At 56.3% G+C, this 22,451-nt stretch carries 20 protein-coding genes and 1 tRNA gene; 5 read left to right on the top strand and 16 right to left on the bottom strand.

Annotated elements, in window-relative coordinates; translation table 11 throughout:
* Positions 1–2: 2 nt before the first annotated feature.
* Positions 3–2,576 carry an AsmA family protein gene (locus D1227_RS17855; protein WP_119405659.1) on the bottom strand — a complete coding sequence of 858 codons (2,574 nt, stop codon included), beginning with the start codon at positions 2,574–2,576 and terminating at the stop codon, positions 3–5.
* A gap of 138 nt (positions 2,577–2,714) precedes the next feature.
* Between D1227_RS17855 and D1227_RS17850 the strand changes: the two genes are divergently transcribed.
* A tRNA-Asp gene (locus tag D1227_RS17850) sits at positions 2,715–2,791 on the top strand.
* A gap of 68 nt (positions 2,792–2,859) precedes the next feature.
* Here D1227_RS17850 and D1227_RS17845 read toward each other — a convergent pair.
* From D1227_RS17845 to D1227_RS17820, 7 genes are all read right to left on the bottom strand, one after another.
* Positions 2,860–3,672 (bottom strand): crotonase/enoyl-CoA hydratase family protein, encoded by an 813-nt coding sequence (locus D1227_RS17845; protein WP_119405658.1) that lies wholly within the window; start codon positions 3,670–3,672, stop codon positions 2,860–2,862.
* Positions 3,673–3,780: 108 nt separating this feature from the next.
* Positions 3,781–4,812, bottom strand: coding sequence for a 1,9-bis(guanidino)-5-aza-nonane synthase (locus D1227_RS17840; protein WP_119405657.1), 1,032 nt, complete (start codon positions 4,810–4,812; stop codon positions 3,781–3,783).
* 106 nt (positions 4,813–4,918) lie between these two features.
* Positions 4,919–6,154 (bottom strand): type III PLP-dependent enzyme, encoded by a 1,236-nt coding sequence (locus tag D1227_RS17835; protein WP_233349874.1) that lies wholly within the window; start codon positions 6,152–6,154, stop codon positions 4,919–4,921.
* A 57-nt stretch (positions 6,155–6,211) separates the two neighbouring features.
* Entirely contained in the window at positions 6,212–6,346 is a 135-nt protein-coding gene (locus D1227_RS20380) for a hypothetical protein (protein ID WP_267896314.1), read from the bottom strand.
* Positions 6,347–6,488: 142 nt separating this feature from the next.
* A complete protein-coding gene (gene metC / locus D1227_RS17830) occupies positions 6,489–7,649 on the bottom strand; it encodes a cystathionine beta-lyase (RefSeq protein WP_119405655.1) in 1,161 nt (386 codons plus the stop codon).
* Positions 7,646–8,491, bottom strand: coding sequence for a sulfurtransferase (locus tag D1227_RS17825; RefSeq protein WP_119405654.1), 846 nt, complete (start codon positions 8,489–8,491; stop codon positions 7,646–7,648). Before D1227_RS17825 ends, metC begins: the two co-directional genes overlap by 4 nt.
* Positions 8,492–8,495: 4 nt before the next feature.
* Positions 8,496–9,497 carry a cysteine synthase A gene (locus D1227_RS17820; RefSeq protein ID WP_119405653.1) on the bottom strand — a complete coding sequence of 334 codons (1,002 nt, stop codon included), beginning with the start codon at positions 9,495–9,497 and terminating at the stop codon, positions 8,496–8,498.
* Positions 9,498–9,622: 125 nt separating this feature from the next.
* Here D1227_RS17820 and D1227_RS17815 point away from each other — a divergent pair, with 125 nt between their 5' ends.
* Positions 9,623–10,153 carry a cupin domain-containing protein gene (locus tag D1227_RS17815; protein ID WP_119405652.1) on the top strand — a complete coding sequence of 177 codons (531 nt, stop codon included), beginning with the start codon at positions 9,623–9,625 and terminating at the stop codon, positions 10,151–10,153.
* On the top strand, positions 10,150–10,857 hold the full coding sequence (locus D1227_RS17810) for a DUF6134 family protein (protein WP_119376718.1): 708 nt from the start codon (positions 10,150–10,152) through the stop codon (positions 10,855–10,857). The genes D1227_RS17815 and D1227_RS17810 overlap by 4 nt, the downstream gene beginning before the upstream one ends.
* Here D1227_RS17810 and D1227_RS17805 read toward each other — a convergent pair whose 3' ends face one another.
* Genes D1227_RS17805 through D1227_RS17790 form a run of 4 tightly spaced genes read right to left on the bottom strand, consistent with a single transcriptional unit; the run spans position 10,858 to position 15,699 of the window.
* Positions 10,858–12,087, bottom strand: coding sequence for an SAM-dependent methyltransferase (locus tag D1227_RS17805; RefSeq protein WP_119405651.1), 1,230 nt, complete (start codon positions 12,085–12,087; stop codon positions 10,858–10,860).
* Positions 12,088–12,098: 11 nt separating this feature from the next.
* On the bottom strand, positions 12,099–12,887 hold the full coding sequence (locus D1227_RS17800; protein ID WP_119405650.1) for a DUF1365 domain-containing protein: 789 nt from the start codon (positions 12,885–12,887) through the stop codon (positions 12,099–12,101).
* Positions 12,884–14,212 (bottom strand): NAD(P)/FAD-dependent oxidoreductase, encoded by a 1,329-nt coding sequence (locus tag D1227_RS17795; protein WP_119405649.1) that lies wholly within the window; start codon positions 14,210–14,212, stop codon positions 12,884–12,886. Before D1227_RS17795 ends, D1227_RS17800 begins: the two co-directional genes overlap by 4 nt.
* Entirely contained in the window at positions 14,209–15,699 is a 1,491-nt protein-coding gene (locus tag D1227_RS17790) for a cryptochrome/photolyase family protein (protein ID WP_233349873.1), read from the bottom strand. Before D1227_RS17790 ends, D1227_RS17795 begins: the two co-directional genes overlap by 4 nt.
* A gap of 125 nt (positions 15,700–15,824) precedes the next feature.
* Here D1227_RS17790 and rfaE2 point away from each other — a divergent pair, with 125 nt between their 5' ends.
* Positions 15,825–17,276 carry a D-glycero-beta-D-manno-heptose 1-phosphate adenylyltransferase gene (rfaE2, locus tag D1227_RS17785; protein ID WP_119405648.1) on the top strand — a complete coding sequence of 484 codons (1,452 nt, stop codon included), beginning with the start codon at positions 15,825–15,827 and terminating at the stop codon, positions 17,274–17,276.
* On the opposite strand, the gene D1227_RS17780 is transcribed toward rfaE2, so the two are convergent.
* From D1227_RS17780 to D1227_RS17770, 3 genes are read right to left on the bottom strand one after another with little or no spacing between them, the layout of a single operon-like run.
* On the bottom strand, positions 17,273–18,169 hold the full coding sequence (locus tag D1227_RS17780; protein WP_119405647.1) for a DUF3089 domain-containing protein: 897 nt from the start codon (positions 18,167–18,169) through the stop codon (positions 17,273–17,275). The genes rfaE2 and D1227_RS17780 overlap by 4 nt on opposite strands.
* A complete protein-coding gene (locus D1227_RS17775) occupies positions 18,169–18,549 on the bottom strand; it encodes a DUF6285 domain-containing protein (RefSeq protein WP_119405646.1) in 381 nt (126 codons plus the stop codon). The genes D1227_RS17780 and D1227_RS17775 overlap by 1 nt, the downstream gene beginning before the upstream one ends.
* Positions 18,542–19,585 (bottom strand): phosphotransferase family protein, encoded by a 1,044-nt coding sequence (locus D1227_RS17770; protein WP_233349871.1) that lies wholly within the window; start codon positions 19,583–19,585, stop codon positions 18,542–18,544. The genes D1227_RS17775 and D1227_RS17770 overlap by 8 nt, the downstream gene beginning before the upstream one ends.
* Before the next feature lie 44 nt (positions 19,586–19,629).
* Here D1227_RS17770 and D1227_RS17765 point away from each other — a divergent pair, with 44 nt between their 5' ends.
* Positions 19,630–20,373 carry a DUF502 domain-containing protein gene (locus D1227_RS17765; protein ID WP_119405645.1) on the top strand — a complete coding sequence of 248 codons (744 nt, stop codon included), beginning with the start codon at positions 19,630–19,632 and terminating at the stop codon, positions 20,371–20,373.
* Here D1227_RS17765 and recG read toward each other — a convergent pair.
* Entirely contained in the window at positions 20,323–22,425 is a 2,103-nt protein-coding gene (recG, locus tag D1227_RS17760) for an ATP-dependent DNA helicase RecG (protein WP_233349869.1), read from the bottom strand. The genes D1227_RS17765 and recG overlap by 51 nt on opposite strands.
* Between the last annotated feature and the right edge of the window lie 26 nt (positions 22,426–22,451).

The following is a 22,451-nucleotide window of genomic DNA, read 5'->3' as shown; positions in this document are numbered from 1 at the left end:
GCCTAATTTGGCCCCAGAATTAGCCCCAATACATCCTTGATTGCCTTCTCGCTTTCGCTTTCTTCGCCGTCCTCGCCCTCACTCTCGTTCGGCGCGTCTGCCTCAGGCGATGTCGCAGACTCTTGCGAATCGTCTGCTGGGCTTTGTGGCTGACTTCCCGTCTTGTCCGCCGATGCGCCAGGTTGGCGACCGCCGATGACATCCGAAGCAATAGCTCCCGGTTCGCCACCTATCCGGTCCTGAAGCTCCGATGCCGCCCTGTCTCGGACATTCGACGCCAGCGCCGACTGGACTCCGGAGAAGTCAGGAGTAAATCGGGGAGCATTCCAGCTGCCTTGGACCCGAAGCGGCACCGGGATTCCGTTCAGTTGAACCGTTGCTGTATTGCCTTGCCCAGCCCGGTCGATGGCCGGGGTAAGCTTGACGTCGAGTGTGCGTCCGCCAATACCAATCTGTCCTGCGCCGCTGACATTCATCACTGAGTTGACAAGAGAAAGCGACTGGATTTGTGCCAATCCATCCTGAATATCCAGAGTCGCCGAGAAATTGGTGAAGTCTGTTTCAGCCTGCGGCGAGACGACCTCTCCGAGTGACTGCAGCGTCAGATTTCCCGATGACAATGCTTCGCGCAGCGAGCCCGCGGAACGGACGAGTTGACCGAGGTTGACACCCTGCAACGCACCATTGCCAATTTCGAGCGACAGGCTGCCATCAACAGCGTTGACAATCTGATTGATGCTGGCGCCGGACGCCGCAACATCAATTGAGAACTGTCCGCCCCCACTGAGCTTGTCGAAACCGGCAAGGCTGGACAAAAGGGATTGCGCTTCGACGCTCGAGGCTGCCATTTCGAAGTCGAAAGCCGGAGTCGATCCAGCGGCATCAACGATCGCCTTGCCGTTCCAGCTTCCACCAAATGCCGAAAACCGGTTCAGGTTGGCATTAAGCTTTCCAGATTTCAGCGAAACCGAGAGATCCGAGTTTTTGAGCTGGATCTTTCCGATATCAATTTCGTCGGCCACCAAAGCAATGTCGGCATCCAGCAAATTTAGCGCTGCGAGGTCTAGAGGAGCCTCACTCCACGCAGAAGGCTGGCTTGCCGCTGGCTGGTCGGCATCTGAGCCAAGGAACGGGGATAGATCCAGGCGACTGGTCTTCAGGTCGGCTTTGACGGCTGGAACAGCCGCGCTCAGATCGGCGGAAATCGAACCGGTAGCCTGCGTGTCGTCGAGCGCAAATGTTCCGCTTTCGAGTCCGAGTCGCTGGAAGTTGCCGCGCGCCCGACCGGAGACTGAGGCTGACTTCAGCGATGTGCCTTCTGGTAGTTCGACGCCAAGCTGGGATAGCAGTTGGCGCAGCTGGTCGCTTTTTGCGGACAGATCACCATCGACCCGGCCGTCGTCGGCCAGTGAAATTGATCCGGAGTAGGACGCACTGAGCGACGGGCTGTTGCTGCGAGCCGTTATTCCGGCGAAGTTAAGTGCTGTCGCAGGCCCTTCCAGTCTAGAATTAATCGAAAGCTGCTTGAAGGCGCTTAGCGGTTGCAGAGGCAGTCCAAGTTCCCGGCTCAACGCAAACGCGTCCCTTACATCCAGACTGGCCTGTCCGTCGAACTCTGGTGTGTCGCGGATATGAAGCAGCCCATTGTAGTTTAGATTCAGCCCGTCACCGGAAACGGTTAGGTCAGAAAAATTAAGAGACAGATCTGGCAGCGCGCCCTCAATGGATCCGCTGGCGCGCAGCCCACCCAGCGGTGCCAGATCTACAGGCAGAGCGATATCCAAGAAGGATGTGACGTCGCTTAACTGAGGAATGTTTGCAGAATAACGCCCTGAAACGTTCATGGCGTCTTCGTTGGTTATGGTTCCGTCAAAACTGACGTTGCCGAGATCCGAACCGAGCCGGGCGTCGACTGAGGCCTGAACACCGGACAGGAGAGCTTCAGGTGACGTCAAGGTCAGATCGAACTCGAACCGTTCATTCTGGAAGACGCCATTCGCCCGAAGGGTCATCGGCCGATCAGCCGATTTCAATGAAGCTTCTGCATTGAAGTCGGAGAGATCGTACCGAATGCCGCTTTGAAGGTCTTCGTAGACCACTGACGCGTTGCGCAGCCGCGCCCTGTCGATAGTGGCAGAGAAAGGGTCGCCTGAAGGCTGCGGATTCGCGCCGTCGTCGGGCGCTGTATTGCGCTCAAACTCCCAATTGACCTCTCCGGCGGCGGTACGGGTCAGGCGCACAGATGCGTCCTCGAATGAGATCTCTTTTACCTCTACCCGCCGAGAAAACAGCGGCAGCAACTTTACCGAGCCGCGCAAGGCGCCCGCTTCGATCATATTGGGCGCTTCAAAACCGTCGGGATTGGCAACGCGCACGTCTTCTAGCGACGCTGAGATCACCGGGAAGATTGATATCCTGGCCTCGCCATCGACACTTACCGGGCGACCAAGCGCATTGCTTGCAGCCGTCTCAATCTGCGCCTTGTAAACAGACGCAGGTATGAAAAAGGGGAGGGCCGCGAGAACAATAAGAAGCAGACCGAGTCCGGCACCGGCGAAAATGAAGACACGTTTCATAGGTCTAGAACACCCGATTCCTGAAGTCTGCTAAGCCCTAGCTGCAAGTCATGGCATTCTCATGGCACTTCCCGCTTGACCAGCCAAGCCGCCTTGTCTAATCAGGCGCCTCACCGCGGGATGCGGTGGCCGATCTGTGCGGGTGTAGCTCAGTTGGTTAGAGTGCCGGCCTGTCACGCCGGAGGTCGCGGGTTCGAGCCCCGTCACTCGCGCCAGATCAGGCCAACGATAAAGCCGGAGCCTTCAGGTTCCGGCTTTCGTTGATTCTGGAGCTTGATTTCAGTCACCCGTCATCGAAAACCGGGGCACGCTTTTGCAGCTCGGCCATGACGGCTTCAATCTGATTCTTTGAACCAATGATCTTGTCCTGAAGGACAGATTCCTGAAGCAGTGATTCCGCAGCATTTAGGTCGGGCAGGTTGTTGAATATCTGCTTGTTTGCCCGGATTGCATCGGGGTTCTTGGAAGCGATTGTCTTGGCCAGCTCCATAGCCCGTTCGTAGGGCTTTTCGCTGACCTCAGTTGCGAATCCATAGTTCAGAGCATCCGCGCCTGAGAAGATCCGGCCCGTATAGGTAAGCTCCCGCAGGATATCATCTCGACAGAGATTCCGCATGATGGCTGTCCCCGCCATGTCGGGGACAAGACCCCATTTGATTTCCATGATCGACATTTTAGTTGCCGGATGAACGATGCGGATATCAGCGCCAAGCGACAGCTGGAAGCCCCCGCCGAGGGCCACGCCGTGTACGGCCGCTATGACTGGAACCGGGAGCGCGTGCCAGCCCCATACAGCCTGCTGGGGCCGGTTGGCGACTCCATGAGTGCGTTCGGCGAGCGGGGCCCGGGCGGTTGGTGACCCGCCACCGCTGCCTTCGGCCATTTTGCCAAAATTGCCCATGTCGAGACCGGCACAGAACGCGCGGCCCTCGCCGGAGAGAACGACGCACCGGACCGAATTGTCATTTGCCAGTTCCTCGGTCGTGGAGACGAGAGCTGAGAACATCTTTTCATCGAGAGCGTTCATCTTGTCTGTGCGGACAAGTCTCACGTCTGCAACACCATCAATATTCTTCACTTCAATCCGATCCGACATGGCTTTCTCCCGCTGAGGTTCTGACGGCGAAGTTGGACTGTGCAGAATCAAAAACGCCGGGACAATGGATGCCCCGGCGTCATGGAATTTGTGCTTAAGGCCGGTGCCTTAAAGGAAGAGTTTCGCGAACTCTCTTGGTTTGCGTTTCTTCCATTCGCCCTTGTGCCAGGATGCTGAAGCGAGGAGCGGTATCACGGTGCTTGCTTCCGCAAAGACCATTTGCTCGTACACGGTCTGCACCTTGCCCCAGCTTGCCGCTTCCTTGAGCGTCGAGGACGAACACGCGCCGTCGCGAGTGTCCGCTACCGTGATTTGAACGGCGTATTTGTGCATCTCGACTTCCTTGCCGAGAATTTCGGCGCAAACCACAGTGTCCTGGACAAAGTTCTTGGGGACGCCGCCGCCGACCATAAGAAGGCCTGTAGATCCTGCCGCAATCTTCACATCGGTCAGTTCACGGAAGTCTGCGACGCTGTCGATAGACATATAGTTGCCGAGGTTTTCGACCTGGTGTTTGACCAGTCCAAAACCTGCTGAGCAATCCGAGAATGCCGGCACAAAGATTGGAACATGGTGATCGTAGCAGGTCTCGATCAGGGAATCCTTCTTCTTGGCGTTTTCCTTGAGCCATTTACCCATTTCCCAGATGAATTCCCGGGAAGAATAGGGGCGGCGCTCAAGGCTGTCGGCGATGTCCTTGATCGTGTGATCACAGGCCTGCAGTTCTTCCTCGTCGATGAACGTGTCGTAGATCCGGTCGATGTAGAGATCGCGAAGCGTGTTATCGTCGACTTGTTCAGGTGCCTGATAGTGCTGATAGCCAAGTGCCTCGAAGAAATCCATGTCAACGATTGAAGCACCGGTGGCGACGATGCAGTCGACTAGTCCGTATTTCACGAGATCGCGATAGACATGCATACAGCCGCCGGCGGACGTGGAACCTGCAAGCGTGAGGATGATCGAGCAGTCCGGGTCTTCGACTGCCATGTTGAAAATCTCGGTGGCGCGAGCGGCATCTCTTGAGGAGAAGGACATCTTGCCCATCGCCTCGATTATCGGACGAGCGTCGAATTTGGTGATATCGACGTGTTCGACTGGCTTGCTGAGTAGCTCTGCTTTGCGATTTGTGGGTGCGTTCATTTGGGGACTCCGGAATCGGGTTCGCTCGCCTTCTAGCGGGCGGCGAGGGTAGGGTCCAGACAGGCGCCTCTTTCGAGAATTGACAGAGGCGCCTGACTGACGTGAGTTAGGACATTACGGCGACAGTTGTCTCCGAAAAGAAACCGTTGAACCGGGAAGCCAGGGCTTGGCCGTAGGCACCAAGATGGCAAATCTCGATCCAGTCGCCCTCTTCAACATCTCCGGGCAGTTCGAACGGCCCTTCCATGACATCGAGACTGTCACAGGTAGGCCCAAAGAAACGGAATGCAGTGTTGTTATCCGCTTCGCGGGGCGCTGAACGGTGAAGTTTCACCGGAAACTTCCAGGCGCACTGGGCTGCATCGAACAGTGAACCGTAGCTTCCATCATTCAGATAAAGATCGGCGCCCTTGCGAAGCTCAACACGGGCAAGGGTCGAGCCGCCTTGGGCGCACAACGCGCGCCCAGGCTCTCCGAGGACTTGTATGTCCTCAAAGCCGTGAACCGCGAGAGCCTCCTTTATGGCCGAGAAATAATTACTCATCGGCCTTGGAGACATACCAGGATAAGCAACTGGGAAGCCGCCGCCGCAATCTATTGAGTCGATTTCAACTCCGGCTTCGTCAGCGATTGAGCTCGCCCAGGCGAGAGCACGGCCATAATCATCGGTATTCAGGCATTGCGAACCAACATGGAACGTCATGCCAAGCATCGCCACGTGTGGCCGGGCGGACGTCAACAGGTCTACGGCTTCGCTGCGATCAGCACCGAACTTGCCGGAAAGCGGCATGACTGCATCGCCTTTTGGCAATGCAAGACGAACATGGAGGTTAAGGTCGCCTGGATAGCCAGTTTCTTCGAGAATCTTATGAAGTTCGTCGATGCAGTCGAATGAGAAATCGCGAACACCCTCGGCATAAGCATGCCGAATGGCCGCACGCGACTTTACAGGATGCATGAAGAACAGCTTCGCAGACGGGGCTATTGCCTTCACCAGATCGACTTCGCGGGTCGAGGCGACGTCAAAGTGCCGAACGCCCGCCGTCCACAACGTCTTCAGAACAGTCGGGTGCGGGTTCGCCTTAACGGCGTACATAACTTTCCCCGGGAATCCGTTCAGGAATGTTCGCGCTGCCGCCGCGATCTTTTTGGGATACAGGACAAAGATGGCATCGTCGCCTTCATAAGCGCGAAGAACGTCTCCCACGCTCGCGAAAGCCGGAAGGCCGGAGCGGTTTGTGGAATCGGGAAGAATGGCGGGACGCGCCAATGTGGCGTAATCAGACTTGAACATGATCGGAAAGATTCGGATTTGTAACTGGCAGTTCGCCAGTGAACTCATTGACTGCTCAATCCACTAACGGATCAAACGCGGCATGGTTCGGCGGGCGCGAGCCCGCTAGGGCCTTATGAGTTCCGCAATAGCGGCCCGATAGTCCCCGAATTTCCGATCATAATAATTATAGAGGCCGGTGTCGAACGCGACATCCTTACGGCTCTGCATCGTCGCAAAAGCGAACTTGTTGGGCGTCATCCAAGTATCCTCGGCATGCATGACTGGCTTTCGGCCAGTGATGAAGTGAAGACAGTTGGGCTCACCCGTACTGACGCCCTTTCGGGACCGTCGTAGCTCGCTTGCTTGTCGGCGGTGGAAATATGTAAAAATGTGCCTCAAATCAAGTATTTTTTTTCCGGCTTAGTGCATCGAAACCGCGCTGAAAATCGGCAATGAGATCGTCAGGGTCCTCAAGGCCTGCATGAACGCGTAACAGCTGTCCGTTTTTCTCGGACGTCCAATCGGATTTCAACCGCGTAAGCTGCGCATCGCAAGGGATAATGAGGCTTTCGAAGCCGCCCCAGGAAAAGCCGAGCTTGAATAGTTCCAACGCACCAAGAAAGGCATCGAGCTCTGATTGGTTTGAAGCATCGAGCAGAAAGCCAAAAAGGCCGGAGCTGCCGCTGAAATCGCGCAGCCAAAGTGCGTGATCGGGATGCGACGGCAGGGCAGGGTGGATAACCTGGTTGACGCCTGGCACGCCGCTCAACCAATTCGCAAGCTGGAGCGCCGAGGCTTGATGTTGCGAGAGGCGGGTTTCGAGCGTCCTGGTGCCCCTGAGGGCTGAATAAGCGTCATCGGGCCCGATTGAGATGCCCCAGTCCTCCGTCAGGTCTCGAATTTCCCGCACGATGCCGGGATCGTTTGTCATGACTGCGCCGCCAAAAGCATCAGCATGACCAACAACATACTTGGTCAAGGCTTGTACCGAGACGTCGACACCGAGGTCGAGCGGCTGGCAAAAGACACCGGCAGACCACGTATTATCCATTATCGTTTTTACGTTGTGTGCCCTCGCAAGGGTAACGATCGCGGGCGTATCCGAGATTTCGAATGTCAACGAGCCCGGCGACTCCAGAAAAATTGCGGCGGCGCCCTCAGACATGAGCATTTCGATCTGACCCAGATTTCGAGGGTCAAAGCGCTCAGATTCAACTCCCATGCGCTTTAGACGGCGCTCACAGAAGCGACGGGAAGGACCGTAGATGGAATCTGATACCAGGATGCGGTCACCTGCCTTGACCAGAGCTGCGGCGGCAACGGCGCATGCGCTTAGGCCCGACGGAGTCAGCCTGGTGAAATCGGCTTTTTCCAGCGTGCAAAGCGCTGCTTCGAGCTCCTGATGAACTGACAGTCCCATCCGGCCATAGGCGGGGTTCTGCGAGTACAAGGAGGCAGCATCTGGTAAAATGACCGTAGAGGCGCGCTCAAGCGGTGGATTCACCGTTCGTCTCGGACCGGTACCCGCTCTGTTATGAATGAGGCGGGTGGATCGTTTCATGCTGTGGACGTTTCTACCGGATTATCCTTGTCGCTCGCCCACTCAGTCCAGGAACCGTCATACAGCGCCGCTTCCCAGTTGCCCAATTGAGCCAGTCCAAGCGCTAGCACGGCTGCAGAAACGCCAGAGCCACAAGTGGCAACAACCGGCCCAGCTCTGTAGTCGTCGAAGAGTTTTTTTAGCTGGATTTCATCAGCCATACGACCATCAGGGGCGACCAGTTTCGCGGATGGAATGTTGACGCTGCCGGGGATATGTCCGGAAGGCAGGCCAGCGCGAGGCTCGTCCTCGGTGCCGTTAAAACGTCCGGCAGGCCTGGCGTCCAGAATTGGAAGCGTCGCACCTGACGATGCTTCGCGGACCTGTTCCCGGGATTTTATGAGGTGTGCCTGCACGCGGGGTGTAAAATGCCGTCCCCCAGTGACAATTGGAGGGAGATCCTCAAGATCGCCTCCCTCCGCTTCCCACGCTCGTAATCCGCCGTCCAGGACTACGACGTCTTCATGTCCCATGACCCTGAACATCCACCATACCCTTGCGGAGGCAATGAAGTCATTGGAGTCGTAGACGACGATGCGGTTGCCGTCCCCAACGCCCAGTTTGCGGACCCGGGAAGAGAACTTCACCGAGTCGGGCATCATGTGGGGCAGGTCGCTTTCCTCGGCACAAATGTCGTCAATATCAAAATAGACGGCGCCCGGTATGTGGCCTCGCTCATATGCGGCGCGACCGGCATTAGCCGACGCGATCCATGAAGGAAACCAGCTTGCGTCGATAATGCGCAAGTCGGGTGCCGAAATATTGGATTTGAGCCAGGCGGCTGAGACGAGCGGGGAGGTCATGAGTTTAGTCCTCCATCCATGGGGGCGTAGGCAGATCCTTTGAGCGAAGGAATTCCGGATTGAAAAGCTTGGACTGGTATCGATTGCCGTAGTCGCAGAGAATGGTCACGATTGTATGCCCAGGTCCAAGATCCTTCGCCAAGCGTACAGCGCCGGCGATATTGATACCAGCTGATCCCCCCAGGCACAGCCCTTCGTGCAAAATGAGATCGTACAGGATTTCCAGAGCTTCGGTATCCGTGCAGCGGTAGGCGTAGTCGACCTCGAGTTCCTCGATGTTCTTGGTAATGCGACCTTGCCCAATTCCTTCAGTGATCGATGTGCCTTCGGCCTTGAGTTCACCGGTATTGTAATACTGGTAGAGCGCAGCGCCTCCTGGATCGGCGATACCGATTTTCACGTCGGCGTTCTTTTCCTTGAGCGCCTTTGCAACCCCGGCAAGCGTTCCGCCCGATCCGACGGCGCAGATAAAACCATCAACGGCACCCTCAGTCTGCGTCCAGATTTCCTGACCGGTTGTATTGTAATGGGCGTCGCGGTTCGCGATGTTATCGAACTGGTTGGCCCAAATCGCTCCGTTCGGCTCCGACTTGGCGAGCTCTTCTGCCAACCGGCCTGAATAACGGGCATAGTGGTTCGGATTGGAATAGGGAACAGCATCGACTTCAATGAGCTTGGCCCCCAGCAACCGGACTGCGTTCTTTTTTTCCGTGCTTTGTGTTCGTGGCATCACGATAACAACACGGTAGCCAAGTGCGCTGCCGACAAGTGCGAGGCCGATGCCGGTATTGCCCGCAGTGCCTTCCACGATCGTGCCGCCCGGCTTCAACAGGCCGGATTCCTCAGCATCGCGTACAATGCCCAAAGCAGCCCTGTCTTTGACAGACTGGCCCGGGTTCAAAAACTCCGCCTTCCCAAGGATTGTGCAACCGGTTTGTTCGGAAACGCGTTTGAGTTTGATCAGCGGGGTATTCCCGATAGCATCGAGAACCGAATTCAGCACCATGTCTACACTCCAGTCTTCGAACCCGTTTAGCTGCCACGCCATGCAGTGACAACACTCTGCGGGGTGATCCGAAATGCATTCGGCGACGTAAAGCAAGTTATCACGAAAAGGGAAGTTTCCGCGGGATGACGACGCAAGACACCTATCACGCATTTATGCTGGATTATGCAGCCGGCAACCTGGCGCCAAGTCTGAAGGTCGCGGCAAGCATCCATCGACTTATGTCGAGCTGTGGAGACGAGGCGGCTACGCTCTGGGAAAGCGTGAGAGAAGTGCTTCTTGAAGACGACGCAAACCCTGGTCAGCAGGCGCAAGACGATGCAGCCGTATCGGCTGCTCTGGATATCATCCACATGGACTACGAAGAGGTACGGTGGAGGCGTGGACTGTCCGGCGTCCGGTATTCCAATGTCTCGAGCGCTTCCGGGCAGCTGATGCGGCTGGAACCGGGGCAAAACGTATTTGCCCATGGCCACTCAGCTTTGGAAGCGACGGTCATTCTGGAAGGCGCTTTGGAAGATGGGCACGGATCATACCAGCAAGGTGACATCCTACTTGCTATACCCGGGGTTAAACATAGGCCCGCCGCACTCGGTCAGTGCGCCTGCACTTGCTATGTCGCCCGGTCGCCGAGACCATTCTGGAGGCTGACATGAAGCATGTCGCTGCTGTTGTCGCAATTATTGGCATAGGATCCGGGGTTGCGTTCGCCGACAGCGGAACCCCGGATCAGCAATCAGCGCTGGTAAGTGCAAAGGCTCCACAGCCTTGGAGCCCTCAAGCGGGTGACGAAATCCGTTTTGACGTTTTCCGCCAAGGTGACAAGAAGTTTGGCTCTCACATTGTCAAATTCGATTCCGGACAAGACGGTCAGCTAATCGTCACCTCTGACGTGGATCTCAAGGCTGGGCTCGGCCCGATCACGCTGTTCCGCTATTCGTTGGACTCCGTTGAAACATGGGATGAAGATCGTCTTGTCGCCCTCGACGGTCAAACGAATGATGACGGCGACACGAAGCGCGTGACCGCTTCCGTCAAGGGAAACGCGCTTGAAGTGACCGGATCGGGCTATTCCGGCGAGGTGCCTTTAGGGATAATTCCCTCCAGCCATTGGAACATCCAGCAGGTTTTCAGTAAGGCGATCTTGTCCACAGAGAATGGGGAAATTCTGGATACTAGCGTGACCAGGCTGGGCACGGACACGATCCAGATCAACGGCAAGCCCGTAGAGGCCACGCACTACAGGCTTGTTTCAGACCTGACGGTTGATCTGTGGTATGATGATCAGAACCGTTGGGTTCAGCTAAGTTTTGAAGCACGCGGCCAAAAGATTGATTATCGTCTATCCCGCCTTTATTGATCAGGCCGACGACACCTGAAACTGGCCGACATTGATGCGGCCATTGCGGAAACCGGCTTCGCAATAACTCAGGTAAAATCGCCAAAGGCGATGAAAACGCTCATCAAATCCCAGCGACTGGATGTGATCCCACGCGTCTTCAAACCGCTGAGCCCATAGCTTGAGCGTCCTCGCATAGTCCTGACCGAAATACTGGACACCTTCATATCTCAAGCCGGCCTGCGAGAATGACGCTTTGAGCGCAGATTCGCTTGGAAGCATGCCACCGGGAAAAATATAGTGCTGAATGAAATCGGCCCGCTTGCGATAACGTTTGAAAAGATCGTCATCGATCGTGATGATCTGCAGCGCCGCCCGTGCGCCGTCCTTCAGGCACTCCCGGACTTTTGCAAAATAACTGGGCCAGTAGGATTCACCGACCGCTTCAAACATTTCAATTGAGGCGACGCCATCATAGGATCCCCTGTGATCGCGATAGTCTTCCAGACGGATCTCGACGCGGTCCGACAATCCGTTCTTCTGAATGCGGTTTATTGCATACGCCCGCTGCGCCTCCGAAATGGTAAGGCAGGTCACCTTGGATCCCCGGACCTTCGCTGCATATTCAGCAAATCCGCCCCAGCCGCACCCGATCTCAAGCAAATGACTATCGGGGCCAGCGCCAATACGGTCGGCGATGGCTTGATACTTCGCTGCTTGCGCCTGTTCGAGAGAAAGATTGGGCTTTTCGAAAAGCGCTGAGGAGTAGGTCATTGTGTCGTCAAGCCACGACTCGTAGAACGCATTGCCAAGGTCATAGTGCGCCATGATATTTCGGCGCGCACCAGCTTTACTGTTTCTGTTGAAGAAGTGCCGGATATTGTTGAAGAATTTTACAACGGAACCGCCGACGGCAAGTTTGCCGGCCGCCTCAAAGTTCTCCGAAAAGAACTCAAGAACCGCCGTCAGATCGGGAGTCGACCAAGCGCCGTCCATGTAGCTTTCCGCAAAGCCGATGTCGCCACCGGCCAATGCACGTTTGGCGAAGGAAAAATCATGCACGTCGACAACGGCACGTGGACCCGATTTTCCTTGATCAAACAAGACAATCCTGCCGTCGGGCAAATTGAACTGAAGTGATCCGTTTTCTGCCCGCAAGAGCATTATGCCCGCAAGCTTGAAGGACGCTGGCAAATCGTTCATCGCGCGGATGGTTGAAACGCTGGTAGGAACAATCTTTTCCGTTTTCATCTCTTGCGTCCTCAATTTTCCTGACCGGAAGTTCGGGCCAGTGTCGGATCGTTTTGTACTTTCAGCGGTTTCTTGTGGTACCTGGCACCCATAGCCCACAGTTTCGCTGCCTCCCAATGGATGCCTAGTGTAACACCTATCGTGGAGAATGGCATACGCATCGCCAAGGCGGCGAGAGAGCGGTCGCTGGCTGGTGCAACCGACGTGGCAAGGCCGGCCGAATGGACGGGGCGGCCATTCTGGATCGTCGTTACACCAAGCCGCAATGCGTCGGCATCATACCTCAGTGAGAAGCTGTATCGGCCGGTCACATCAAAAAACGGAGAGACGTGAAACCGCTTGGGGGCTTCGTGCCGGCTCCAATTGCCTTGGAGGGACGCAGCATATGTATGACGTTCGCCAAACGTATTGCGTACCTCATACAAAATCGCCTCGGGGTGCCCCTCTGGAGTGTGCGCGATCCAGAGCGAAATGGGGGCGAACTTATAGAAGGCGTGCCTTGGAAATGTAACCAGGCGAATAGCGCCTTTGGGGGGCTCTATACCGGCATCGCGAAAGGTCGTCTCAGCCCAAGGACGCAAAGCAGTTCGCTGTAGTGAGCCATGGTCATTCCGGCGAAAGCCAAAGAGCCCAAGCTTTTCGACTGAAAAAAGGCGTGTCTGTCGGCTAGCCTCTTCAAGTCGGTCGATATCGACATCGATCATTGCGACCCGATAACGAAAGGACGACTTGAAGGGGGTGAAACGCCTGTGGCGCGTCTCCCCCAAATGAAGTCGCAAAGCAGGCGGCGTGGTTGTCATTTCACCACCGATAGTCGGCGATCTGCTTGGGTTGGCGCGTGCCGGTCCGGCAGGTAAACCGTTTCGACGCCGACGGGGTCCCACTCAACCTGCCCGCCAAGCGATAGGGCCGCCCGCAAGCCGCTCTTCAGACCGTCCTCGTGGAATCCGCTACCGAGCCAAGCGCCAGCAAACCATATGCCGTGCCGCCCCTGGATGCGCTCAAGAGATCGAACAGCGGCATATGCGGCGCCGTCGTACTGCGGGTGGTCGAACACGACCTCTTTAAACACCAGATTCTCATTGGGCGGCGTTTCAGGGTTCAGCGTGACGAATAATGGGCATTGGCGGGGCAGACCCTGAAGCCGGTTCATCCAATAGCTGAGGCAGATGTCGTTATCCGTTGAATGCTTGCCAAGCACATTCCAGCTCGCCCAGGCGGACTTCCTGCGGGGCATGTATGATGGATCCCTGTGCAGAAAAATTCGGTTGGGTCGATAGTGAACGGATTTGAGTAGGAATTGCGCTTCCGGATAGGTGCCAGACAAGAGACGACGAGTCGTATCGGCATGGGTGGCCATGATCACTTCATCAAAAATTTCGCTTCGCCTATCGTCGAAATCCAGCCGGACGCCCGTTCCAAACGGGGTGACGCGTTCAACACCTGAGCCAAGAAGCAGTTTATCGCCGATCAGCTCTGAAGCCTTGGCCACATAGTGCCTTGAACCGCCTGACACTGTGCGCCATTTCGGGCGCTCACGATGCATCAGCCTGTGATTTTCGAAGAACTGAAAGAAGCTTCGCGCTGGATAGTCGAGTATCTTGCCCGGTGGGGTGGACCAGATCGCGCCCCCCATGGGTAGAATATAATTCTGGCAGAAGTCGTCGCTGAAATCATGCCGACGCAGCCAAATTCCAAGACTCTCCTCGGTGACTTCGCCATTCATCAATGCGGCCCGCGCCACATCATTGAACCGGAGAATTGTTCGCCAGAAGGCATGAAAACGGGGCCGAAAGAGATTCCGCTTTTGGGCGAACATGCCATAGGCGGTCGACGCCCACTCAAAACCTCCCGGATTGGATACCGCGAAGCTCATATCGCTGGCTTGGGTCTCGACACCGAGAGCCTCGAAAAAGCCAGTCAGATTCGGATAATTGAGCCCATTATAGACAATAAAGCCAACATCCACATCGATCGGCGTTCCGTCATAATCGATTGATACCGTGTGCGCATGGCCGCCGGCGCGGTCGCGTGACTCGAAAACCGTAATATCGGCTGAATTCCTTAGTGCATAAGCTGCGCCCAGACCGCTGATGCCAGACCCGATAATCGCTATTTTCTTCATGCGGCGTCCTGCTTTTCTTTTAGAGCTTCCCAGGCCGACCGTGCGCGCTCACGGCCCTCAGCATGATCAATAATCGGCTTCGGATAGGTGGTACCCAGATCAACTTTGGCACGCTTCAGGGTTTCGGGGTCTGCCGTCCATGGCGCATGCAGGTACTTGGTCGGCAGATCCTTCAATTCCGGGCACCACTCTCGAACATATCGTCCACTGACATCGAACTTTTGTCCTTGGGTGATGGGATTAAAGACCCTGAAGTATGGCGCAGCATCGGCACCGGAGCCGGCGGTCCATTGCCATCCTGATGAATTGGATGCCGGGTCTGCGTCCACGAGCGTGTCCCAGAACCAGTCCTCGCCATCTCGCCAGTGTATCAAAAGGTGTTTGGTAAGGAAGGACGCGACAATCATACGCACTCGATTGTGCATCCAGCCACGTGCCCAGAGCTGCCGCATGCCCGCATCCACGATGGGATACCCAGTTTGTCCTTTTTTCCACGCCGTCAGTGATGCGCTGTCTTTCTTCCAGGGCATGGCATTGAATTTCGGATTGTAGTTCTCCCAGCCCATATCCGGGTTGAAGTACAGAAGAACATAAGAGAACTCGCGCCAGACAATTTCGGACAGGAAAGACCAGGCGCTGCTCTCCGGTTGGAGACCGCTATCGATCCTGGACTTCACAGCGCGCCAGACCTGCACCGGGCTTAATTCGCCGAAGTGCAGATGGGGTGACAGTCCAGACGTTCCGTCACAGTCTGGACGATTTCGCATATCCTCGTACTCGCGCACGCCATGATCAAGGAAATCCGACAAACGATCAGCGGCTCCGGCCTCTCCGGGAGTCCACATCGTCGCGAAACCTTCGGACCAATCAGGTTGGGTTGGGTGCAGCCCCCAATCCTCAATCCTTTCACCATTAACCCCCATACCTCCCAGCTTCTCTGGTCGAGGTAGCGTGGATGGCGCCTCATAGCTTTCTCGCACTGCTTTCCAGTACGGCGTAAAGACCTTGTAATAGCCCCCGGACCCCGTTTCGATCTGCCACGGCTCTGTCAGGAGGGTTGTATTGAAACTCCTGGCGTCAATGCCGTTATCCTGAAGCGCCTGCTTCATACGACCATCGATCTCGCGTTCAGCCTTGCCATAGCGCCTGCCCCAGAAAACTGATGTCGCTTTCGTTTCTTCAATCAATGCTGGAACGATTTTCTCCGGATCGCCTTTGCGGCAAACAAGCTTCCCGCCCAACGAAGATATGTCAGAGCGAAGGGCTCTCAGAGATTTGTCGAGCCACCAGAGTGAGGCGCCACCTTTCGTACGCAATGCGTCCGTTTCTTCGAGAATGTAGACACAGATCACCTCGCCGCCTCTCTCGGCCGCGGCAGCGATTGCGGGGTGATCGGTGAGCCTGAGATCATTTCGAAGCCAGACCAGGGTTGGCTGCTGGGTTTCTTTGGGCAGAGCGGCCTCCTGTAATGAACGTGTCAGGAACAATTACGTGAATGCGCGGCTATTGGATCAAACTCAGCTGGTCCACATTCCGATTCTGGTTCAATTGAACGGAATTAGATAGGAAAAGTCTGACGGGCCTATGAAGTCAGCGCATCCGGAGACCCTTCATGCGACAGCATCTTGCAGACATTATTACGAAGGCGCAGGGCCAGACGGTCCTTTGCGTCGGTGACGTGATGCTCGATCGCTTTGTATATGGCACGGTGGATCGAATATCGCCGGAGTCACCCGTACCTGTCTTGCGAAAAGTATCGACGGTGGAGATGCCAGGTGGGGCCGGTAACGTTGCCCGCAATATGGCTGCGATGGGACTGCAAGTTATCGTTGCTGGCTGCATAGGCAACGATGCTGAGGGCGAGGCTCTTGAAGCGTCGCTCAATGCTCATGAACGGATTGAGACCCGTCTCGCGAAGGTCAGTTCTCTGGAGACGGTCGTCAAAACGAGATTTGTTGCCAGTAATCAACAGTTGCTAAGGGTCGACAGTGAAGAATCGTCTCCAGCATTGGGCATCAGTGAAGCGGTCCTGATCAGCGCGATCGAGAAGGCCGCAAAGGCTTGTTCGGCCGTCGTCGTTTCGGACTACGCAAAAGGCGCAATCACGGCCGCGACCTTCAACGCATGTCTTGAGGCGTCGAGAAAGAACAGGATTCCTCTGCTCGTTGATCCGAAATCACCGAACCTTTCCGTCTACGAGGGCGCTCATCTCGTCAAGCCGAACGCGTCGGAACTGGCGCAAGCCACAGGATTGCCCACGTCGACAGACGACCAGGTTGAAGTGGCCCTCAGAACGGTTGCCGCCTCGGTGCCCGGAACAAACATCGTTGTGACGCGAGCCGGGAAGGGCATGTCCTGGATAGAGAACTCGGATATTTCTCACAAACGCGGTGAAGCGAAGCAGGTTTTCGACGTATCAGGCGCGGGCGATACCAGCATGGCCGCACTGACCCTTGGTGTCGTCGCCGGCGCCAGTCTCGCCGACTCTGTCGCACTGGCGGTTACGGCTTCGGGGCTAGCCGTTGCCAAGACGGGGACTGCAACCGTGGACGCCGAAGAAATCCGGACGGCGCTTGATCCCGCTTATCACCATCTGCGTGCACCCATACTATCTGAGAGCGATGCTCAGGCGCAGGTCCGAACCTGGAAAGCGGCTGGGCTGAGGGTGGGCTTCACGAATGGTTGCTTCGATATTTTGCATCCGGGCCACCTCGCACTTCTGGAGGAAGCACGGTCCAGGTGCGATCGGCTGATCGTTGCAATCAACACAGACGCTTCAGTGAAACGACTGAAGGGTGAAACGCGGCCAATCAACTCTGAACAGAACAGGGCGCGCATGCTTGCGGGCATTGGCGCCGTTGATGCCGTGACATTTTTTCCCGAAGACACTCCAAAGGCTCTGATTGAGTCCCTCTTGCCTGACCTTCTGGTGAAGGGAGGGGATTACACGATTGAAACCATTGTCGGAGCATCCGCGGTTCAGGCCAATGGCGGGGATGTTCACATCGTCAAACTGGTAGATGGACAATCGACGACCGCGATTCTCGAGCGATCAAAAACCTAGTCGCCTCGTTCGCCTGAGATGTCTTCATCGCCGTTCGGGCGATGTATTGGCGCGACATCGACAACTTCGTCAGCGGCCCAAGTGTCGAACGGTTCTGCTGGTTTTTCGGCATTTAGATCAAGCCAGTTGCTGAGCTCCTGCATACGCGTAGCGATTTCGTCGCCCAGGCCAGGATCGCCAGCATAGGAGAGCTTTTTCCGGGGAAGGTTCGGCGTGAGCCAGCTGAGACTTTCCGTTGTCTCGACAAGGGTCGTCGCCCGCGCGCACGCCTCGAATGCGGGGCTGCATGTGCCAATAAAGTCGTTCCAACGGGATTCGTCTTTCCGGGATGGCATGAGAACACCGCCAAACCGTTCGCGGAACTCCTGGGATTTCGGAAGTTGCTGCAAAGCAGCGTAAAGCATCGGCTCTGTGTCCGGCGTTGCAAGAATGACAAGCCCACGGAGCCTGTTGTCCGTAGAAAGATAGCGCTTCATCGCGGCTGCGATATCGTCCTGAGCGAATTTGATTTCATTATCGCGCTCGGAGTTTGAAGACGCCGGGGAAGGTGACCGGTAAGACGGTGCGTATATAACAAGGTCCTGGTCGGCTAATCCCAAATCCTCAATGAGCGCTTCGTACTCATCTTTCAGCACATTATTGTCGGCGGCTATGGCGCCCTTGGGCATCGGAGTCGATACAGGGGGTGCAATCAGGAACAGATCGATACCCCACGGCACTTGCCACCCACCGGACGTTGGGGTGGTTGGCCTTGATAGCCAGACTTCCTCAAAATAGTAATCTGGTGCCTCGGGTGTTGCGTCCGACTTCCCTTGCAATGCGGTATAGGCCCAGTCCTTTAGGGCAAACCAACCGACGACGAGTATGGCGGCGGCAATAAGGACTTTGCGCATCACGGTTCCTCAATGGCTTTCTTCAGTGCGGAATAGTTGGGTTGATCAACCTTTAGCTGGTCAATTGCGGTCATTTTTAGGTGACGCATCAAATCATCCGACCTTATCGTGAGTTCTCCCGCGCGTATTCGCTGGCGCAAGTCTTCGTTAAGCTTGCTAAGCGATGTGTCGGCAGGAGCCTCGAGTAAGTCCAAAAGGCGGGTTTTTTCGCTGGCATCGGCCTCAAAGCGCGTGTCGATGTCCCTGAGGATCGTGCCTAGCACATTGGAGGCGACGCGGGCGTGGAAACCTGCTCTGCCTGTCAATTCCGGCATAGCCGTTTCGTCCACGAAATTCTTGACGGCCTGCACCAGCTCACGAACGCTTGGCTGATCATGCATGACGTTGTGCCTCCAACAGTCTGATGAGATCCATTTCTGTCTCCGACACACGCCGTCCAATGGCTGCACGTTCCACAGTCGGCTCTGCGCCCGTGCGGAAAGATTCGTACATCATCATGCACATAACGCCCCATTTCACACTGCCCATCATTTCCCACCAGTCGATATCTTTCGGTGAAATCACGGGCCCGCCATCTGCCGCGTATGCGTCCAGCAAATGCTCCAAGTCTCCGAAGCCGCCTAGCCGTTTGTCGATGTTCCCAAATCTCCAGGAATTGGTGCACATCCAAGCAATATCCTCGCGCGGATCCCCCAGGTGGCACAGCTCCCAGTCGAGAACAGCGGCTAGACCGGTCTCGTCGACCATGATGTTGCCGAGTCGGAAGTCGCCATGAAGCAGCACAGGCGTCAGAGGGTCCGGGGCGTTCTCCCGCAGCCAGACCATCGCCAGATCGAAGATCGGCCGACACGCGCCGAGGGAGAGGTAAAAGTCTTCGTATTGGGATAACTGATCCAGCCCCTGGCTAAGATTCAATGCAGGATCATCCCCGATACCTATCGAATGTATACCGGCCAGGGCCTGTCCGCATTGAGCTGGCAGAGCCGAGCGGGCCTCGGCATAACGGTCCTCCCGCAGGATTCGTCGGGCGATCGTTTCACCCGGAACACGGCTCATAAAGTAGCCTTCACCGAGGCCATCGTGTTCCTGAAGCACGTAAACAACGTTCGGAACGGGCACGCCTGCCTTTTCTGCGTAGCCAATAATTTTCGCTTCGTTGGGAAGCCCGATCGCAGCGGAGCTAGGTGCATCCTGCGAGCGCTGCGGCGCCCGGCGAAGGATCAGCGTTTCTGGCGCCGAACCGCCCGAAAGATTCATTAGCCACGTCTCCTGGCTGGCTCCACCGGACAGCCTGTTGACGTCATCGACACGCAGCTTATCGCCGTATACCCGTTTAAGGACGGTTTGAAGCAGCTGACGGAATTCTTGCAAGTCACTCATCTTCGCCACAATTAACGGAAAGAAGAGCAACTCCAAGCCATACTCCAACGTCAACCGACCGCAGTTTCAGGAGCGCCTTGATGGCCAAAAAGCCGACCTCGGACGAGAACGGGATCATGAATCCAAAACCCCGGCGGATCAGTCTATGGGCCTGGCTGCGAGGTCGATTTCTGGCAGGCATGGTGATTGCTGCCCCCATCGCTATTACGTTTTACGTTCTGCAGTTCCTGATTAACTTCATCGACAACAGGGTGAAGCCGCTTCTGCCTCCGGTCATACAGCCGGAGACTTATACAAATTACGCCATCCCGGGATTCGGCGTGCTCGTGATGATTGTAGCCCTGACAATTCTTGGAGGGGTCGCGACCAACTTGATCGGCAGGTCAGTCATCAGCGCGGCTGATCGGATCCTGTCCCGATTGCCGATCGTTCGGAACGTTTATGCGGCGTTCAAGCAACTCACCGAAGTCATCGCCAATAACCAGCAATCGTCCTATGATCGCGTCGTCCTGATCGAATACCCGAAGAGGGGATCATGGTGCATCGGTTTCGTTTCAACCGGGGCCAAAGGCGAGATTCGAACGCGGCTCGGGGAAGGCTATATTGGCGTTTTTGTGCCAACCACGCCGAACCCGACCTCGGGTTTTCTGATGTATGTAAAGACCGAAGAGTGCATCGAAATGGATATGACGATCGAGGAAGGGGCTAAAATGATCCTCTCTGCAGGTCTCGTCGTGCCGGACCACTTTTCCGACGACACCGACGACCAGAGATCACTGCCGCTCCCGGATGAGGGGGCTGAGAAGCTCGCGAAGAAGGCTTAGGGCCTTCCCGCGTTCTCCGGTCAGTCCGGGATCGCCTTCGATGGCATAACGGGCATCAGTTCGCGCGACTGGAATCAGGTCTGCATGCGCTGCGAGATCAACGATTCGGTAATCGACTGCGCCAGACTGGCGTACACCGAGAAGGTCTCCCGGCCCCCTGAGGCGGAAATCGGCTTCGGCAATCTCAAAGCCGTCTTCAGTCCGCCGCAGGGTTTCAAGGCGCTCCTTGGCCAAATCCCCCAGCGGGGGGCGGTACAGCAGGATACAGTACGACTTTTTGATGCCGCGCCCCACACGCCCTCGCAGCTGGTGAAGTTGCGCCAGGCCAAATCCTTCCGCGCGCTCAATGACGATTATTGTTGCGTCCGGGACATCCACGCCAACTTCGATGACTGTCGTGGCGACCAGAATACGTGTCTGACCCGTCCTGAATTGTTCCAGAGCCAAGTCCTTGTCTTCGCCGCGCATGCGGCCGTGCACGAGACCGACAGGAACGTTGAGCTGTTCCTGCAGCATCCTGGACCGGTGAATGGCGGAGGAATCGTCGTCGTCTGCATCGACACGTGGGCAAACCCAGAAAACGCGTTCGTTGCGAGCACTTGCACGGCCCACAGCGTCGATAACTTCATCGATACGAGTGTCTGAAATTATCCTGGTTTCGATGGGCTGACGGCCTTCGGGCTTTTCGTCGAGGATGGAGATATCGAGATCGCCATGGACGGCCTGAGCCAGTGTGCGGGGAATAGGGGTTGCGCTCATCACCAGCATGTGTGGAGCGGTCGCTTTGCTCGCCAGGCGCATGCGATCCATGACGCCGAAACGATGCTGCTCATCGACAATGATCAGTCCCAGTTTCCTAAAGTGGACGCCTTGCTGGAACAGGGCCTGAGTCCCCGCAACGATCTGTATTGAGCCATCGGCAAGGCCAATGAGTGTTCCTTCGCGGCTTGCGCCTTTGTCCCGCCCCGTCAGAGCGGCGACCTGATATCCGAGCGGTTCCAGCAAACTTGCCACGCTATCAAACTGCTGTCGGGCGAGGACTTCCGTCGGCGCCATGAAGGCCGCCTGATAGCCGGCATTGACCGCTTTGACAGCCGCAAGGATTCCGACCAGTGTCTTGCCCGCGCCGACATCGCCCTGAAGCATCCGGCGCATGGGGTGCGGTTGTTCCAGGTCCTCGGAAATCTCTTTTACCGCCCGGATCTGTGCCGACGTCATTTTATAAGGCAAACACTTCGCTACCTCATTCAGTGGCTGACTGTCCGAGCGTAACGGCGGCGCATCTTTCTGGCTTCGGGACAGGCGTGCAAAGGCAAACACGGTCTCCCTGGCAAGAGCCTCATCATAAGCAAGCCGTTCCCGGCACTTTGCGAAACGGGCTTCGTCGTAGATGTCCGGTGCATGTAGCCCTATCAGCGCAGTCTTGAATGAAGGCCAGCTTCTTTCTGCCAGCAAATCGCTGCGCAACCACTCCGGGAGGTCATCGGGGACATGGTCGAGCGCTTCAACTGCGGCATTGTGAAATCGCTTGTTCGACAGTCCGGCTGTCAATCCATAGATGGGCTCAACAGCAGGAGGACGCTCGGGTTTGGCTGGATCTATTATGTAATCCGGATGCGACATTTGCCGTTCGCCCTGGAACTCTCCTACGACACCGGAAACAATGCGCTCTTTTCCAATCGGAAATTGCCCTTGTAACCATCGGGGGTCAGCTCGAAAGAAGGTCAGCGTTAGAAACCCTGTTCCGTCAAACAGCTGTATTCGATGCGGTGCGCGGTCTGAGTAGGGAGCTTTGTAGGAGTGGACTTCGCCCTGAACCGTTGCCACTTCGCCAGGAACCAACTCTTCAAATGATGCCTTTACCCGGCGATCGAGCCACTTTTCCGGCAGGTGCAGCAAAACGTCCCAAACGGTCTCACCGTCCACCAACCGCTCGAAGACCGGGCGCAGCTTCGGGCCGATACCTGGCAAGCTGTCTATAGGTTCGAACAGGGCAAAGAGTCGCTCGTCGCGCATGGCGCCGGACAATAGCGAAAGCGCCGTCAGGAGCAATTGATGTTCGCCTCTGGGAAGTGCGG

The organism is Henriciella mobilis, assembly GCF_003576315.1.
In the GTDB taxonomy this organism is placed as follows: Bacteria; Pseudomonadota; Alphaproteobacteria; order Caulobacterales; family Hyphomonadaceae; genus Henriciella; species Henriciella mobilis.
Note: the sequence above shows the minus strand (reverse complement) of the source record. Positions and strands in the feature narration are given on the sequence as shown.

Coding starts and splice junctions, on each gene's coding strand:
- D1227_RS17815 (WP_119405652.1), top strand. CDS start 9,623: ATGACGACGCAAGACACCTATCACGCATTTATGCTGGATTATGCAGCC.
- metC (WP_119405655.1), bottom strand. CDS start 7,649: ATGAAACGATCCACCCGCCTCATTCATAACAGAGCGGGTACCGGTCCG.
- D1227_RS17775 (WP_119405646.1), bottom strand. CDS start 18,549: ATGCATGATCAGCCAAGCGTTCGTGAGCTGGTGCAGGCCGTCAAGAAT.
- D1227_RS17795 (WP_119405649.1), bottom strand. CDS start 14,212: ATGAAGAAAATAGCGATTATCGGGTCTGGCATCAGCGGTCTGGGCGCA.
- D1227_RS17810 (WP_119376718.1), top strand. CDS start 10,150: ATGAAGCATGTCGCTGCTGTTGTCGCAATTATTGGCATAGGATCCGGG.
- D1227_RS17820 (WP_119405653.1), bottom strand. CDS start 9,497: ATGGTGCTGAATTCGGTTCTCGATGCTATCGGGAATACCCCGCTGATC.
- D1227_RS17845 (WP_119405658.1), bottom strand. CDS start 3,672: ATGTCGGATCGGATTGAAGTGAAGAATATTGATGGTGTTGCAGACGTG.
- rfaE2 (WP_119405648.1), top strand. CDS start 15,825: ATGCGACAGCATCTTGCAGACATTATTACGAAGGCGCAGGGCCAGACG.
- D1227_RS17825 (WP_119405654.1), bottom strand. CDS start 8,491: ATGACCTCCCCGCTCGTCTCAGCCGCCTGGCTCAAATCCAATATTTCG.
- D1227_RS17780 (WP_119405647.1), bottom strand. CDS start 18,169: ATGCGCAAAGTCCTTATTGCCGCCGCCATACTCGTCGTCGGTTGGTTT.
- D1227_RS17765 (WP_119405645.1), top strand. CDS start 19,630: ATGGCCAAAAAGCCGACCTCGGACGAGAACGGGATCATGAATCCAAAA.
- D1227_RS17855 (WP_119405659.1), bottom strand. CDS start 2,576: ATGAAACGTGTCTTCATTTTCGCCGGTGCCGGACTCGGTCTGCTTCTT.
- D1227_RS17805 (WP_119405651.1), bottom strand. CDS start 12,087: ATGAAAACGGAAAAGATTGTTCCTACCAGCGTTTCAACCATCCGCGCG.
- D1227_RS17835 (WP_233349874.1), bottom strand. CDS start 6,154: ATGAGTTCACTGGCGAACTGCCAGTTACAAATCCGAATCTTTCCGATC.
- D1227_RS17800 (WP_119405650.1), bottom strand. CDS start 12,887: ATGACAACCACGCCGCCTGCTTTGCGACTTCATTTGGGGGAGACGCGC.
- D1227_RS20380 (WP_267896314.1), bottom strand. CDS start 6,346: ATGACGCCCAACAAGTTCGCTTTTGCGACGATGCAGAGCCGTAAGGAT.
- D1227_RS17840 (WP_119405657.1), bottom strand. CDS start 4,812: ATGAACGCACCCACAAATCGCAAAGCAGAGCTACTCAGCAAGCCAGTC.